At 36.5% G+C, this 15,797-nt stretch carries 19 protein-coding genes; 17 read left to right on the top strand and 2 right to left on the bottom strand.

All coding sequences use genetic code 11. The annotated features are described in order from the left end of the window. The first annotated feature begins 13 nt into the window (after nucleotides 1-13). Both ACUN28_RS21915 and ACUN28_RS21910 read left to right on the top strand, forming a co-directional pair. The gene (locus ACUN28_RS21915) at nucleotides 14-544 is read left to right on the top strand and encodes a peptidoglycan recognition protein family protein (RefSeq protein WP_016088653.1); all 531 of its coding nucleotides are present in this window, start codon (nucleotides 14-16) and stop codon (nucleotides 542-544) included. Nucleotides 545-653: 109 nt separating this feature from the next. Then, nucleotides 654-1,634: a YpdA family putative bacillithiol disulfide reductase gene (locus ACUN28_RS21910; protein WP_016088652.1), complete on the top strand. Its 981-nt coding sequence runs from the start codon at nucleotides 654-656 to the stop codon at nucleotides 1,632-1,634. Between the two features lie 37 nt (nucleotides 1,635-1,671). On the opposite strand, the gene ansA is transcribed toward ACUN28_RS21910, so the two are convergent. Further along, nucleotides 1,672-2,646: an asparaginase gene (gene ansA / locus ACUN28_RS21905; protein WP_080118037.1), complete on the bottom strand. Its 975-nt coding sequence runs from the start codon at nucleotides 2,644-2,646 to the stop codon at nucleotides 1,672-1,674. Between the two features lie 180 nt (nucleotides 2,647-2,826). Here ansA and ACUN28_RS21900 point away from each other — a divergent pair, with 180 nt between their 5' ends. From ACUN28_RS21900 to ACUN28_RS21885, 4 genes are all read left to right on the top strand, one after another. Next, the gene (locus ACUN28_RS21900; RefSeq protein ID WP_080118036.1) at nucleotides 2,827-3,000 is read left to right on the top strand and encodes a YpfB family protein; all 174 of its coding nucleotides are present in this window, start codon (nucleotides 2,827-2,829) and stop codon (nucleotides 2,998-3,000) included. Nucleotides 3,001-3,128: 128 nt separating this feature from the next. Beyond that, nucleotides 3,129-3,806, top strand: coding sequence for a (d)CMP kinase (gene cmk, locus ACUN28_RS21895; protein ID WP_016088650.1), 678 nt, complete (start codon nucleotides 3,129-3,131; stop codon nucleotides 3,804-3,806). Nucleotides 3,807-4,140: 334 nt separating this feature from the next. Continuing rightward, nucleotides 4,141-5,289, top strand: coding sequence for a 30S ribosomal protein S1 (gene rpsA / locus ACUN28_RS21890; RefSeq protein ID WP_016088649.1), 1,149 nt, complete (start codon nucleotides 4,141-4,143; stop codon nucleotides 5,287-5,289). A 12-nt stretch (nucleotides 5,290-5,301) separates the two neighbouring features. Beyond that, nucleotides 5,302-6,351, top strand: a complete 1,050-nt coding sequence (locus ACUN28_RS21885) for a type 2 isopentenyl-diphosphate Delta-isomerase (RefSeq protein WP_016088648.1) — start codon at nucleotides 5,302-5,304, stop codon at nucleotides 6,349-6,351. Nucleotides 6,352-6,681: 330 nt separating this feature from the next. Here the strand turns inward: ACUN28_RS21885 and ACUN28_RS21880 are convergent, their stop codons facing one another. After that, nucleotides 6,682-6,816: a YpzI family protein gene (locus tag ACUN28_RS21880; RefSeq protein WP_000513900.1), complete on the bottom strand. Its 135-nt coding sequence runs from the start codon at nucleotides 6,814-6,816 to the stop codon at nucleotides 6,682-6,684. Nucleotides 6,817-6,932: 116 nt separating this feature from the next. Between ACUN28_RS21880 and ACUN28_RS21875 the strand changes: the two genes are divergently transcribed. The 11 genes from ACUN28_RS21875 to folE all read left to right on the top strand — a co-directional run bounded on the left by ACUN28_RS21875 (nucleotide 6,933) and on the right by folE (nucleotide 15,688). After that, complete coding sequence (locus ACUN28_RS21875) at nucleotides 6,933-7,544, top strand: YphA family membrane protein (protein WP_016088647.1); 612 nt, start codon at nucleotides 6,933-6,935, stop codon at nucleotides 7,542-7,544. Then, a complete protein-coding gene (locus ACUN28_RS21870; RefSeq protein WP_016088646.1) occupies nucleotides 7,537-8,430 on the top strand; it encodes a YIEGIA family protein in 894 nt (297 codons plus the stop codon). Before ACUN28_RS21875 ends, ACUN28_RS21870 begins: the two co-directional genes overlap by 8 nt. Beyond that, entirely contained in the window at nucleotides 8,427-8,612 is a 186-nt protein-coding gene (locus ACUN28_RS21865) for a capping complex subunit for YIEGIA (RefSeq protein ID WP_000979054.1), read from the top strand. The genes ACUN28_RS21870 and ACUN28_RS21865 overlap by 4 nt, the downstream gene beginning before the upstream one ends. Before the next feature lie 124 nt (nucleotides 8,613-8,736). Next, nucleotides 8,737-10,047 (top strand): ribosome biogenesis GTPase Der, encoded by a 1,311-nt coding sequence (gene der, locus ACUN28_RS21860; protein WP_001125891.1) that lies wholly within the window; start codon nucleotides 8,737-8,739, stop codon nucleotides 10,045-10,047. An 18-nt stretch (nucleotides 10,048-10,065) separates the two neighbouring features. After that, the gene (locus tag ACUN28_RS21855; RefSeq protein WP_016088645.1) at nucleotides 10,066-11,088 is read left to right on the top strand and encodes an NAD(P)H-dependent glycerol-3-phosphate dehydrogenase; all 1,023 of its coding nucleotides are present in this window, start codon (nucleotides 10,066-10,068) and stop codon (nucleotides 11,086-11,088) included. Between the two features lie 116 nt (nucleotides 11,089-11,204). Next, nucleotides 11,205-11,456, top strand: a complete 252-nt coding sequence (locus tag ACUN28_RS21850) for a stage VI sporulation protein F (RefSeq protein ID WP_000369753.1) — start codon at nucleotides 11,205-11,207, stop codon at nucleotides 11,454-11,456. Nucleotides 11,457-11,722: 266 nt separating this feature from the next. After that, entirely contained in the window at nucleotides 11,723-11,926 is a 204-nt protein-coding gene (locus ACUN28_RS21845; protein ID WP_001288995.1) for a DUF2768 domain-containing protein, read from the top strand. Between the two features lie 65 nt (nucleotides 11,927-11,991). Beyond that, the gene (locus ACUN28_RS21840; RefSeq protein ID WP_016088644.1) at nucleotides 11,992-12,705 is read left to right on the top strand and encodes a hypothetical protein; all 714 of its coding nucleotides are present in this window, start codon (nucleotides 11,992-11,994) and stop codon (nucleotides 12,703-12,705) included. 242 nt (nucleotides 12,706-12,947) lie between these two features. Beyond that, nucleotides 12,948-14,426, top strand: a complete 1,479-nt coding sequence (gene spoIVA, locus ACUN28_RS21835) for a stage IV sporulation protein A (protein WP_016082263.1) — start codon at nucleotides 12,948-12,950, stop codon at nucleotides 14,424-14,426. 299 nt (nucleotides 14,427-14,725) lie between these two features. Next, nucleotides 14,726-14,998, top strand: a complete 273-nt coding sequence (locus tag ACUN28_RS21830; RefSeq protein ID WP_001043860.1) for an HU family DNA-binding protein — start codon at nucleotides 14,726-14,728, stop codon at nucleotides 14,996-14,998. Between the two features lie 120 nt (nucleotides 14,999-15,118). Beyond that, nucleotides 15,119-15,688 (top strand): GTP cyclohydrolase I FolE, encoded by a 570-nt coding sequence (gene folE / locus ACUN28_RS21825; RefSeq protein ID WP_001151482.1) that lies wholly within the window; start codon nucleotides 15,119-15,121, stop codon nucleotides 15,686-15,688. The last annotated feature ends 109 nt before the right edge of the window (nucleotides 15,689-15,797 follow it).

Below are 15,797 nucleotides of genomic sequence, written 5' to 3'. Positions count from 1 at the left end.
GGAGTTGGTAGTAATGGCGATGTTTCCTATAGAGCGTAACTATATTGGATATGGAAGTTCACGACCGGGAATTCCTCTTTCTAAAGTAAGGTTTATTGTAAGTCATGATACGGGGAATCCTGGTAGCAATGCGATAGGCAATCGGGATTATTTTAATGAGATACAACCGAAAGCCTCGGCACATACATTTATAGATGACAAAACGATATTAGAAATTATTCCTATAAATGAAGTTGCCTATCATGTTCGATATGGTGTGCCGGCCGATAATGACTTATATGGTTATGATGCCAATAAGGCTGCCATTGGAGTGGAACTTTGTTATGGCGGTGATGTTAACTTTTGGGAAGCGTATACTCGTTTTACGTGGTATCATGCGTACTTGTGTCAAAACTTCGGCTTGAATCCGAAAAAGGATATCGTATCACATAAAACACTTGACCCAGCTAGAAAGATTGATCCTGAAAATGTATTAGGGAAACAAGGTATTAGATTTCAGCAGTTTTTAGCAGATGTCTATCGGATGTACGTTTCGTTTAGATGACAAATATATGAAAAATGAATACAATATAGATAGGTGCCTACTGCTGTAAGTAGGTTTTTTCTTGTTTTTATAAATAGTGCAGAGGTAGAAGACTAGGAGTGAACAGAGTATGCAAAAAGAAGCAGTTATTATTATCGGAGGCGGTCCATGCGGATTAGCAGCGGCGATTTCGTTGCAAAAGGTAGGGGTAAATCCGTTAGTAATTGAAAAAGGAAACATTGTAAATGCGATTTATAATTATCCAACTCATCAAACATTTTTCTCTTCTAGTGAAAAATTAGAAATTGGTGAAGTAGCTTTTATTACAGAAAATCGTAAGCCAGTTCGAAATCAAGCGCTTGCGTATTATCGTGAAGTAGTAAAGCGTAAATCTGTACGTGTAAATGCTTTTGAACGAGTGGAAAAAGTTCAAAAAGATGGAGAAGTTTTTCAGGTTGAGACGACAAAGCGTGACGGAAGTAAAGAAGTATATATAGCGAAATATATTGTTGTAGCAACTGGATATTATGACAATCCGAATTATATGAATGTTCCAGGTGAGGAATTGAAGAAAGTAGCTCACTATTTTAAAGAGGGACATCCTTATTTTGATCGGGATGTAGTCGTTATAGGTGGGAAAAATTCGAGTGTAGATGCCGCACTAGAACTTGTTAAAGCTGGTGCGCGTGTAACAGTTTTATATCGCGGAAGTGAGTATTCACCAAGCATAAAGCCGTGGATTTTGCCGGAGTTTGAGGCATTAGTACGAAACGGCACAATTCAAATGCATTTCCAGGCTCATGTGAAAGAAATTACTGAACATACATTAACGTATACAGTTGATGGCGAGGCATATACAATCCAAAATGATTTTGTATTTGCGATGACTGGTTACCATCCTAATCATAGTTTCTTAACGAAAATGGGTGTTCGGATTGATGAAGAAACAGGACGTCCAATTTATGCAGAGGATACATTGGAAACGAACGCTGAAAATATTTTCATTGCAGGTGTAATTGCTGCTGGAAATAATGCAAATGAAATATTTATTGAGAACGGTCGATTTCATGGAGATGCGATTGCGCAAACCATTGCAACAAGAGAAATGTAAAAAGAAGCTGTCGAAATAAACTTCGACAGCTTCTTTTTTAATCGTGCATAAACATATTTTGGATTGTTTCATGAGAATTTGTATTTTCTAATGCAACTAATAATTTAATACGTGCTTTTTGGGCATTTAAACCGTATGTGAATACAATACCCATATCTTTTAATTGTTTGCCGCCGCCTTCATATGAATATACATCTTGAACGATGCCGTTGAAACAGCGAGAAACTAATACGACAGGAATTCCTTTGTTTATTAATCGTTCTATACTAGGAAGTGTTCTTGGAGGTAAATTACCTTGCCCGAGTGCTTCAATGACAATCCCGTCTACTGGAAGGTTTTCAATTGCTGCTAACAATGTATCGTCCATACCAGCGTATGCTTTTAGAACAACTACGTTTTTAGAAATTTTATTTACTGAATATGTTTCGTGATGTACTAAAGCGTGATGGAATACAACACCGCGCTTTGTTACCATACCAATTGGTCCATACTGTGGACTCTGGAATGTTGCTACATTACTTGTATGTGTTTTCGTTACATTTGTAGCGCAATGAATTTCGTCGTTTAATACAACTAGAACACCTTTTTCTGCAGCTTCACTACAGCTAGCGACTTTTACAGCCGATAAGAAGTTATATAGACCATCAGCACCTAATTCATTACTAGAACGCATTGCGCCAGTCACAACGATCGGAATAGTTGCTTGCACTGTTAAATCTAAGAAATAGGCTGTTTCTTCTAATGTATCCGTACCATGCGTAATGACTACGCCATGAATGTTGTCTTGTTTTACTCTTTCATCAATGATGACTTGTAATTGTAACATTTCGCTCGGTGTCATATGAGGAGATGGTAGATGGAACACATCTTCAACGATTAAATCAACATCGCCTTCTAAATCAGGAATGAATTTTAAAAGAGGATTTTTTTCACCTGGTTGTACGACCCCAGTTTCTTTATCTTCCTCCATTGCAATTGTTCCACCTGTGTGTAAAACTAGGATTCTTTTCAATGCTTATACCCCTTTCAAGTAAAAAAATACATTTAGAACATAACATGTTTTGAGTAAATTCGACAATGGAAATGTATAAAAGTATGCCTCGAAAATGACAATAAAATTAACTGCTATATGTACGATGTATAAAATCATGAAACGAAATGTGTAAATATAGTATAGGAGGGAGCATTTACGTTGAAAAAGATGGAGAGAATTTTTATTCGTATATTAATAATACAATTCATTTGTCTTTGTGTTGTGCAATTGTTATTTATACATAAGTCATCAGTGAAATATTTATCTAAAATTGTTTATTATGAAGGTGTCATGGTAAAAAACAAAACAGAAATCTTACAGGTGAATAGGTAGTTTTCATTTTCTTCTAGTAAGGATTATGCTACAATAATTGAGGATTTAATGACGTGAAGCAAATGAGAAGAAGCAGGAGAATACCTGCTTTTCGTTTTGTTTTATAAGTGAAAAAATGAGGTGTTACAATGGATAAACGAATTTCAATTGCTATAGATGGTCCAGCAGCTGCTGGAAAAAGTACGGTTGCAAAAGTTGTGGCAAAGAAACTTTCTTACGTTTATATTGATACAGGCGCAATGTATCGTGCGATTACATATGCAGCCCTTGAGCAAAAAGTGGACATTGAAAATGAAGAGAAGTTAATGGAAGTTGTAAAGAATGTGAATATTGAGTTTCAACAAGGAGAAAATACACAACTTGTATTTTTAAATGGACAAGATGTTTCTGAAGTAATTCGTACACCTGAGGTGACGAATCGAGTATCTATTGTGGCGAAACATCGCCTTGTTCGTGAAGAAATGGTACGTCGTCAACAAGAGTTAGCGGAAAAAGGCGGCGTTGTAATGGATGGCCGTGATATTGGTACACATGTGTTACCAGATGCCGAAGTGAAGATCTTTATGCTTGCTTCTGTTGAAGAAAGAGCAGAAAGAAGACATTTAGAAAATACAAATAAAGGTTTCGATTCTAATTTAGAGCAGTTAAAAGAAGAAATTGCTCAGCGTGATAAATTAGATTCAGAACGCGAAGTTTCTCCTCTGAAAAAAGCTGATGATGCATTGGAATTAGATACAACTTCTTTATCAATTGAAGAAGTTGTCCAAAAAATTATGAGTATTGTTTCAGGAGTTTTTGCGAAATAAAGAAAGGGGATAACCTCTTTCTTTTTTTGTTTATATAGAAATGTAAAGGATACGTGAATTGTGAGTCTCTTTCCTTGACAAATGATCGGATTTGTAAGAAGTTAGTAAAAGAAGGATAAAACTTTCAGAATATATTCGCTATTATATTTCAAAACATACTTTCTTCAAGATGATTTTGCTGTATACTATTTATATAGGTTTAATATATTTTCTAGTGAAATGTATGAAAACTGAGTATGTGATGATAAATTCTTAAACATGCAAATGAAAACATTTGTTTTCATTTCGTATATACATAAAAAATGCTTTGTCAATTCTGTAGGGAGGTATTTCCATGGTAGAGAAAATGAATGAAGAAGTTATGGATTCAAAAGAATTACAAGTTGGTGACGTTGTTACAGGTTCTGTAACGAAAGTTGAAGAGAAACAAGTGCTTGTAAATGTTGGATACAAAACAGATGGCGTAATTCCAATTAGTGAATTAGCTAACGTTCATATTGAAAAAGCAAGCGATGTTGTAGAATTAGATCAAATACTAGAATTAAAAATTATTAAATTAGAAGAAGATGATCTTGTCTTATCTAAGCGTGCTGTTGATGCAGAAAAAGCATGGGTAGAATTACAAGAGAAATTTACTTCTGGTCATGTATTTGATGTTACTGTAAAAGATATCGTGAATGGTGGATTAGTTGTGGACCTTGGTGTTCGTGGTTTTATCCCGGCTTCACTTGTGGAAGTACATTATGTAGAAGATTTTACTGACTATAAAGGCAAAACATTAGCCGTGAAAATTGTTGAATTAGACCGCGAAAAAAATCGTGTAATTCTTTCGCATAAAGCAGTAGTAGAATTAGAACTAGATTCTAAGAAGAAAGAAGCAATTTCTTCATTAAAAGAAGGCGACGTTGTTGAAGGAACAGTACAACGATTAACGAACTTTGGTGCTTTCGTTAACGTTGGTGGTGTGGACGGTTTAGTTCATATTTCACAAATTTCACACGAACGTGTAGAACAACCTTCTGAAGTATTAGAGCAAGGTCAAAAGGTAAAGGTAAAGGTATTATCTGTTGATGCTGATACACAGCGTATTTCTTTATCAATTAAAGCAGCTCAACCGGGCCCTTGGGAAAATGTTGCTGGCGAAGTAAAAGCTGGAGATATTCGTGAGGGAGTAGTAAAACGTCTTGTTACATTCGGCGCATTCGTTGAAATTTTACCTGGCGTTGAAGGTCTTGTGCATGTATCTCAAATTGCAAATCGTCATGTGAAAAATCCAAATGAAGTATTGGAAATGGGACAAGAAGTAAAAGTGAAAGTGCTGGAAGTCCATGTAGCAGAGAAACGTATTTCTTTAAGTATAAAAGAAGCGATTGAGGAAAATAATGTAATTGAAGATTACAGTCAGTATGAACCAAATGCTGATTCTGCTACTTTCCAATTAAGTGATATTATTGGTGAACAACTGAAAAAATTAAAGAAATAAAGAGGGGTACAAGTGGCAAGGGCAAAACGTAAATTAGATCATATTGAATACGCTCTTTCTACAGGTCAGTCTCGTACGCATGGCTTTCATGATATTGATTTTGTGCATCAAGGATTGCCAAATTCAAGTTATGACACAATAACATGTGAAACAAAAATCGGCGAACTTTCACTAAGTTCGCCGATTTTTATCAATGCGATGACTGGTGGTGGAGGAGAGAAAACGTTACATATTAATGAGCAATTAGCATATGTAGCGAAACATCATAATCTTGCTATGGCTGTAGGTTCGCAAATGGCGGCGTTAAAAGATGAAAGTGAGGCTGCTTCTTATAAGATTATCAGAAAGGTAAACCCAAATGGTATTTTCTTTGCTAATTTAGGTAGTGAGGCAACTATCGAACAGGCAGAGCGTGCGGTTGATATGATTGAAGCAAATGCGCTACAAATTCATTTGAATGTCATACAAGAGTTAACGATGCCAGAAGGAGACCGTGACTTTACTGGTGTACTTCAGCGTATTGAGAAAATTGTTTTAAATAGTAAAGTTCCTGTCATTGTAAAAGAAGTTGGATTTGGGATGAGCAAGGAAACTGTACAGCAGTTAGTGAGTATAGGTGTAACGGCAATTGATATTGGTGGACAAGGTGGTACGAATTTTGCTGCAGTTGAAAATGAAAGAAGACAACGAATGCTTTCTTATTTTAATAACTGGGGCATACAAACAGCTACCTCGATTATTGAAGCAACCTCTACAAATAATAACCTCTCTTTTATTGCATCTGGGGGCATACAAACAGCGCTTGACGTAGCGAAGGCAATCGCATTAGGGGCGAATACAACTGCTTTTGCTGGATATTTTTTACGCATTTTAATGCAAGATGGTATCGAGAAGTTAGTGGATGAAATTGATCTGTTACATACAGATTTGAAATTTATTATGACCGCTCTTGGGGCGAAGACGATAGAAGAGTTACAATCTGTACCTCTTGTTGTAAAGGGCGAAACGTATCATTGGTTAATGCAGCGTGGGATTGATACGGTTCATTATAGTAGAAGATAAAAAATCAACCGTTTGGTTGGTTTTTTTATTTGCTGTTCTTTTTTAGTACTATAAAGTGAGGAATGAAATTAATATTCTATCAAAATAAAAATTAAATAAAATTATTGAGATATATAAATATTACCTTGTAAAAGTTGCGACTGGAAAATGTAGATAATGTGCTACTGGATTATTGGATAGGGGTTAATTTTGCCAAGGAAAATAAGTGGAGGGAAAAATTAATCAACGGAAGATTCGTATATGAAATATTATTTTGATATAAATAAAAATCATTAAAATAATTATGTAAAAGACGGTTTCGTACAATATCGAAACCGTCTTTTGTATTCATTAGTGCTGATTCTGCTTGCGAGCTTGCTCTGGTGTATCAAGCCCAGTAGCACCCGGATATTGTAGTGATTGATCACGGTCAGATTCAACGCGGCGTGATTCTCTTAGTTTTCGTTCTTGACGATCTTTACCCATAATGAATAGCACCTCCTTATTAAAAGTGTTGCTGTTATATGAAAAAACTATGCGCGAAGAAAGAGGATTAACTTTCATAAAAAGTTCCCATAATGGAAAACATAGGAGGTGAAATGATGGAAGGGAGTACTTTTTATTTTGTAGCTTGGATAGGGTGGATTGTCGTAACTTTTTTTATGAAAAAGGATTCTATCCGGTGGAAGATAAGCGCTTGTATATTGATTTTTATTATTTGCTCTCCGTTACATGTAACGGTTGCTTCATTCACGGTATCAGTAAATGCACTTTTACTTTCTGTTGTTGCTTTTATAGGAATCGCACTATATTCTATTTGGAAAAAATTATACAGCTTACTTTCGGCACTTATTATTGCAATGTTATATACAAGTTTTCATTTGTTAGAAGTATATGATCCAATTTGGATTGTGGTGGACAGGTTGTTTTTGTTAAGTAGTGCTCTTGTGTATGCATCGGTGTTATTACATGAGGATCGCATATTACGATTATGTTCTCTTTATATAGGAATGTTACAGGGAGAGTTGTTTGTGACACTTATTTTTCGGAAGCTACATTTTCCTTACGATTACGGTAGTTTATCTTTTTTTGATATCGTCGCCGTTTCTACATTGTTCATGGCAATTTTGTTTTGGATTGCAAAAGCATCAATATACATGGAACAGTTCAAGAGGAAAACACGTAAAAGAAAGGCGAGGGTAATACATGACTGAATATACACCGGCCATTTTATGCGGCGTAATAGCGGGGACAGTAACGAGAGTGCTAATGCTCCGGACAGATACGCGGCAATATCCAACGAGGCTCCACGGGAAAATTATTCACATTGCGATGGGATTAATTGCAGCGGCTTTAGGAGCGATTGCGATTCCGTCTATTTTGAAAAAAGATTTTTCTGCCATTACGTTTCTTACGTTAGCAGCAACACAGTTTCGTGATGTGCGAAATATGGAAAGAAATACACTTCAACAATTAGATGGATATGAGCTCGTACCGCGTGGAAATACATACATTGAAGGAATTGCATTAGTTTTTGAAAGTCGTAACTATTTGTCGATGTTAACGTCGTTTGCAACGACGTTTGCGTATATAGGGTTCCGTTCATGGATTGCTGGAGTAATTATGGCTATAATCTCATTTTTTATCGCGAAAAAATTAATGTCTGGTAAGAGGTTACATGATCTTGTTGATATTGAGCATGTTCCACTTCGTTTTGAGGGAGCGGGGCTGTACATTGATAATATTTATATTATGAATATTGGATTGCCAGCAAGACAAGAGGAAATTATGAAATATGGGATGGGCTTTATTTTAAGGCCGAAATCAATTGATGCGATGGTGACAATCTCAAACTTAGGACAAAGGCAAGCTATTTTACATGATGTGTCTGTTGCTTTAGGGATTTATAGAGATTCTGGTACGCCGGCGCTTGTACCGTTAGCAAAGCGTGATTTAGAAGATGGTAGGGTTGGGATTTTTGTCTTGCCACAAGATCAAGATGCAGAGAAAGCGATAGGTGTCATAGGGAATGTGCCGACGTTAGAAAGTGCTGTTCATATGTCATCGGAAGCCCCGAAAGGAAGGGGAGATAAGAGATGATGTTAGAAAGTGTCATTCTTGCAGTTATTACAACGACCCCGGAGAAATTTGCTGGGGGTGCCCCTTTGTTTACTTGTGAATCGACAGAGGAATTAGAATTTGTTGCAAATAATTTAGAGGCAATTTTAGATGGTATTGCGCATCGCTTACAAGAGAATGTATATATTATTGTGAAACATTAGCAACGTGTGTTATAATGTGAGGTGTTTTGATACGTTGAGAAATATTCTGGAATGCAAATCCCTTCTTGCACAAAGAAGGGTTTTTTACATAATAAACAGATGTAAGTTGAAAGGATGAAAGTATATGCCGAAACCAGTAATAGCAATAGTAGGCCGCCCGAACGTAGGGAAATCTACTATTTTCAATAGAATTGTTGGAGAGAGAGTTTCAATCGTAGAAGATATTCCAGGTGTAACGCGCGATCGTATTTATAGCGCTGGAGATTGGTTAAATCATGAATTTAACATTATTGATACAGGTGGAATTGATATTGGAGACGAGCCATTTTTGACACAAATTCGTCAACAAGCTGAAGTAGCGATTGATGAAGCAGATGTTATCATTTTTATGACAAATGGTCGTGACGGTGTAACAGCAGCGGATGAAGAAGTTGCAAAAATTTTATATCGTTCAAATAAACCAGTTGTACTTGCAGTAAATAAAGTAGACAATCCAGAGATGCGCAGTGACATTTATGACTTCTATGCATTAGGATTTGGCGAGCCATTCCCAATTTCAGGTACACACGGATTAGGATTAGGTGATTTATTAGACGAAGCTGCACAGCATTTTCCAAAGATTGAAGAAGACGGATATGATGAAGATACAATTCGTTTCTCTTTAATTGGACGTCCAAACGTAGGGAAATCATCACTTGTAAATGCTCTTCTTGGGCAAGAGCGTGTAATTGTTAGTAATGTAGCAGGAACAACTCGTGATGCTGTCGATACACCATATAGCAAAGACGGAAAAGATTATGTAATTATCGATACAGCTGGTATGCGTAAAAAAGGGAAAGTGTATGAAAGTACAGAAAAGTATAGTGTACTTCGTGCACTAAGAGCGATTGAACGTTCTGACGTTGTTTTAGTCGTTTTAGACGGTGAAGAAGGAATTATTGAACAAGATAAAAAAATCGCTGGATATGCTCATGATTCAGGGCGAGCTGTTGTTATCGTTGTAAACAAATGGGACGCAGTGAAAAAAGATGAGAAAACAATGAAAGCATTTGAAGAAAATATCCGTGCTCACTTCCAATTTTTAGAGTATGCACCGATTGTGTTCTTATCTGCGAAAACGAGAAAACGTACACAAACGTTAATACCGGTTATCGATGAAGTAAATGAAAGCCATAGTATCCGTATTCAAACGAATGTATTAAATGATGTAATTATGGATGCGGTAGCGATGAATCCAACGCCAACGCATAACGGTAGCCGCCTGAAGATTTTCTATGCAACACAAGTTGCAGTAAAACCACCAACATTTGTTGTGTTTGTAAACGATCCAGAATTATTGCACTTCTCATATGAGCGCTTCTTAAAGAATCGTTTACGTGAATCATTTGGCTTTGTAGGGACGCCGATTCACATTATCGCTAGAGCAAGAGACTAATGGAGAGGATGTGATTTTATGACAAAAATCACAGTAGTTGGAGCAGGTAGCTGGGGAACAGCGTTAGCGATGGTATTAGCTGACAATGGACATGATGTACGTATTTGGGGAAATCGTTCTGAACTTATGGATGAGATTAATACAAAACATGAGAATAGTCGATACCTTCCAGGAATTACATTGCCAAGCACAATCGTAGCCTACTCTTCTTTAGAAGAAGCATTAGTAGATGTAAATGTAGTACTTCTTGTAGTACCAACGAAAGCGTATAGAGAAGTATTGCAAGATATGAAGAAATATATAGCGGGTCCAACTACTTGGATTCATGCAAGTAAAGGAATTGAACCTGGTACGTCAAAACGTATTTCGGAAGTGATTGAGGAAGAAATTCCAGAGAGCTTGATTAAAGATGTTGTTGTACTGTCTGGACCGAGTCATGCTGAAGAAGTTGGTTTACGTCAAGCGACAACTGTTACGTCTGCAGCGAAGCGTATGGAAGCGGCTGAGGACGTACAAGACTTGTTTATGAATAGCTACTTCCGTGTATACACAAATCCAGATATCGTTGGGGTTGAGCTTGGCGGTGCGTTAAAAAATATTATCGCATTAGCTGCTGGAATAACTGATGGACTTGGATTAGGTGATAATGCGAAAGCGGCATTAATGACACGTGGTTTAACGGAGATTGCTCGTTTAGGAAGAAAAATGGGCGGAAATCCGTTAACGTTTGCTGGTTTAACTGGTATGGGAGACTTAATTGTAACTTGTACAAGTGTTCATAGCCGCAATTGGCGCGCTGGAAATATGCTTGGAAAAGGACACTCTTTAGAAGAAGTGTTAGAAAGTATGGGTATGGTTGTAGAAGGTGTAAGAACAACGAAAGCTGCTCATGAATTAGCAGAGAAAATGGAAGTTGAAATGCCGATTACAGCTGCTTTATATGACGTACTGTTCAATGGGAATAACGTAAAAGATGCGGTAGGCTCATTAATGGGACGTGTTCGAAAACATGAAGTGGAAGCTATACCTGACTTGCTTTAAAGAAAAGCGACAGAAGTACATTTGTACTTCTGTCGCTTTTTATTTTTTTGGGTCTTTTCACCATTTTTTTATTTTTTGCATAGGATGAAGAGTAACTTGAGGAGAGGGTGAAAAGAATGGATAATAACATTTTTAATAACATTGAAAAAGAAGCGAAAGTGAATAAAGAAGATATTTTTAAATTAGCATCATCTGTACAAAATGCGAATTTACGTGATGAAACTGTACTTCGTCAATTGATTCATCAAGTGGCTCTTATGGCAGGACGTGAAGTGCCGAAAGAACAAGAGGATCAAATTGTAAAAGCGATTATTAACAATAATATGCCAGCAGATTTTGGCTCGTTAAGCAAAATGTTTAAAAAATAAAATATGAGAAACAAAGAGTTTGTAGATTGCATATGATAGCCATGAAAGTATGGGAATAGAGCTGTTTTGGGCATATTTGGTCAACCGAAGCGAGGGATACACTCGCTTCGGTTTTTATTTTTATATACATTAATGGAAAATGTGGAAATCCTGTTGATTAAAGTTACATATGCGCAAATTCGTAGTAAAATGTTCTTTTTTATTTGTTTAAAGATTTTAATTTGTTAAAATAGTATAAAAATAGATTAATAAAAAGGGGTGTGTATATGTCGGAAGGGCTTATAAAAATGTGGTTTGCTTTAGGTGCAATTGGATTTATGTTTTTTGCAGTAAGTTTTATTTTACTAAGCAGATATAAAATAAAGAATAAATTTTTGAAAGGGATTACAGCATTAGTAGCCTACACCCTTATGATTGTGTCAGGAATTGTTATTTTTCTTGTTGTATTTAGTGGACCTGTACAGCAGTAAAGGGAATGGACTCGGAAATGTAACATACAGAGCAAGTTATATTAGTATGAAAAAGGTGATTGCTAGTGAAAAAAGTACATATTATTTTAATATTTTGTTGTATGAGCTTTTTAACAGGATGTCTGTACCCGAAAGAAAATATGAAGCAAAATGCGGTTCCTTATGAAGATCAGCTGCAGGTTGTTCAAAAAGCTGTTGTGACATTTAAGGAGCAAAATGATGGGATATTGCCAATTAAGACGCGGGATATGAGTACACCTATTTATCAAAAGTATCCAATTGATTTTCAAAAGATTGCTCCGCGTTACATACAAGAAGCGCCAGGGAATGCGTATGAAAGTGGAGGTGTATATCAATACGTATTAATAGACGTTGAAACAAACCCGACAGTAAAGTTAATTGATGTTAGGATGGCTGAACAAATTCAGGAATTATCATTAAAGCTTAGGATGTATCGGGATGAACATCAATATCCGCCTTTTAAAAAGGTAATTTCAGATGGTGTGTATGAATTAGATTTCAAAAAACTAGGATATAAAGAGGTACCACAAGTGACAAGTCCGTATTCTGGTAAAGGACTTCCTTTTGTAATCAATGAAAAGGGAGAAATTTATGTTGATTATAGAATCGACTTATATGAAGCGTTGAAAAAAAATGAAGGGCAATTTAAGGAGGGGGAAGATATTCGGAATATACTTTCGAAAGACTCTCCATTTGTACCTGCGTATTCTTTACCGTATACGGTAAAGAATGGAGAACCAATTTTTTTAAAATCATAAGTCATGAACCTTTCTTTTAGTGAATAAGTTCTAGAAGAAAGGTTTTTTATGTTACACAACTTACGATGCAAACAAAAGATATTTTTTAATAGTCATATGAAATTGGACAAAATTATATGATATATTGTCCGAACTTCTAGAATACCATTATATTATATCAGATATTATAGGCAACGTTAGAGAAGGTATTAGTTGACTATAAATGTGGAATTATTCCCAAAAATATTGAGGGAGGGAATCACTTGGAAAAGGTAGATATTTTTAAAGATATTGCGGAACGCACAGGCGGTGATATTTATTTTGGAGTTGTAGGAGCTGTTCGAACAGGGAAATCAACATTCATTAAAAAATTTATGGAACTTGTAGTTATTCCTAATATTGAGAATGAGTCTGACCGTCAAAGGGCGCAGGATGAACTGCCTCAAAGTGCTGCTGGTCGTACAATCATGACGACGGAACCGAAGTTTGTTCCAAACCAAGCGGTTTCTATCGAAGTAGATGAAGGCCTTGAAGTGAATATTCGATTGGTAGATTGCGTCGGATATACGGTTCCAGGAGCAAAAGGTTATGAAGATGAGAATGGCCCGCGCATGATTAATACTCCTTGGTATGAAGAGCCTATTCCATTCCATGAAGCTGCAGAAATCGGAACACGTAAAGTAATTCAAGAACATTCAACAATTGGTGTTGTCATTACAACAGATGGAACGATTGGTGAAATTCCAAGAAGAGATTATATAGAGGCAGAAGAACGCGTAGTAAATGAGTTAAAAGAAGTCGGAAAACCTTTCATTATGATCATCAACACTGTACAGCCGTATCATCCAGATACAGAGCAATTGCGCCAAAGTTTATCTGAAGAATATGATATCCCAGTCATTGCGATGAGTGTAGAAAGTTTAAGGGAAACAGATGTGTACAATGTGCTGCGAGAGGCGTTATTTGAGTTCCCGGTTTTAGAAGTGAATGTTAACCTTCCGAGCTGGGTAATGGTGTTAAATGAAGGGCATTGGTTACGCCGAAGTTATCAAGAAGCTGTTCAAGAGACTGTGAAGGATATAAAACGTCTTCGTGATGTGGACCGCGTCGTTTGGCAGTTTAGTCAGTATGAATTTATTGATCGAGCGAGCCTAGCTGGCATTGACATGGGGCAAGGCGTAGCAGAGATTGATTTATATGCACCAGATGAATTGTACGATCAGATTTTAAAAGAAGTAGTAGGAGTAGAAATTCGAGGGAAAGATCATTTATTGAAGCTTATGCTCGATTTATCTCATGCGAAAATAGAATATGATCAAGTGGCGGATGCCCTACGTATGGTAAAGCAAACAGGATATGGTGTAGCGGCGCCTGCGTTAGCTGACATGAGCTTAGATGAGCCAGAAATTATTCGTCACGGTTCAAGGTTTGGTGTGAAATTAAAAGCTGTAGCTCCATCTATTCATATGATTAAAGTAGATGTGGAGTCAACGTTTGAGCCAATCATTGGTACTGAAAAGCAAAGTGAAGAACTAGTTCGTTATTTAATGCAAGATTTTGAAGATGACCCATTATCAATTTGGAATTCTGATATATTCGGACGTTCGCTTAGCTCTATTGTGCGAGAAGGCATTCAAGCGAAACTATCTTTAATGCCAGAAAATGCGAGATATAAATTAAAAGAAACACTAGAAAGAATTATTAATGAAGGATCTGGCGGATTAATTGCGATTATATTATAAGAAAAAAATCCCTCTCATCGTAGAGGGATTTTTTTGATTTTTGCTTATGAAATAGAAAAATAAACAGTCATTATCTAATATATTGTTGTAAATTGTCAAGTTTCATCAGATTTTCACATTTTAAGAGTAACAATTTCCTTAAAAATATTGAATTATAAAGGAGAATCGTATAATATAGGCGTTGATAATGATTTATCTACATCTTTGTAGTATAGAATTTGCAAAAATTGCCTACAAATGAAAGTAAGACTCATTTTATGATCATTATACAGTCTTATCTTTGGGAGGAGGTGAATGGCATGAACAAGACAGATTTAATCAATGCTGTTGCAGAAGCAAGTTCCCTTTCTAAAAAGGACGCAACAAAAGCAGTAGACGCTGTTTTTGATTCTATCTTAGAAGCTTTAAAACAAGGTGATAAAGTACAACTGATCGGATTCGGTAACTTCGAAGTTCGTGAGCGTGCGGCTCGTAAAGGTCGTAACCCACAAACAGGTGAGGAGATTGAAATCGCTGCAAGTAAAGTACCTGCATTCAAACCTGGTAAAGCGTTAAAAGATGCGGTTAAATAATCCTTACATATTAACAGGGAAGAAGAGTTTCCTTTTGGGGAACTCTTCTTTTTGCTTTTAAAAACATAAATATGCTAGAATGTGTTCGTATCACTTTTAGGTTTTCGGGAGGGCTAGCGGATGGCAAAAGTTAATTTAGAACAAATTGAACATGCAGTACGCCTTATTTTAGAGGCAATCGGAGATGACCCAAATCGTGAGGGAGTACTTGATACACCAAAGCGTGTTGCAAAAATGTACGCAGAAGTGTTCTCGGGTATGCATGAAGATCCGAAAGAACATTTGCATAAAGTGTTCGGAGAAGATCACGAGGAGCTTGTACTAGTAAAAGATATACCGTTTTATTCGATGTGTGAGCATCATTTAGTTCCATTCTATGGAGTTGCTCACGTTGCATATATTCCGCAAGGCGGAAAAGTGACAGGGTTAAGTAAATTAGCTCGTACTGTAGATACAATTGCACGTCGTCCACAACTGCAAGAACGTATTACATCAACAGTAGCGAACTCTATTATGGAAGTACTAGAGCCGCATGGTGTAATGGTAGTAGTAGAAGCAGAACATATGTGTATGACGATGCGCGGTGTGAAAAAGCCAGGTGCGAAAACAGTAACAACAGCAGTGCGTGGTGTGCTAGAAAATGATGCTGCAGCACGTAGTGAAATTTTATCTTTTATTAAAACGAAGTAAAGAAAAGTGGGAAACTGCTTTTCTTTTTTTTTTATGTAAATAAATGATATAGTTTTAGCAAGGCAGAGTGAGAATAGAAAGACTACTAAAAAGAATGGAAGATGTTATT

The sequence above is a fragment of the Bacillus sp. WC2507 genome, from assembly GCF_052656125.1.
This window is presented reverse-complemented; position numbering and strand designations above follow the sequence as displayed.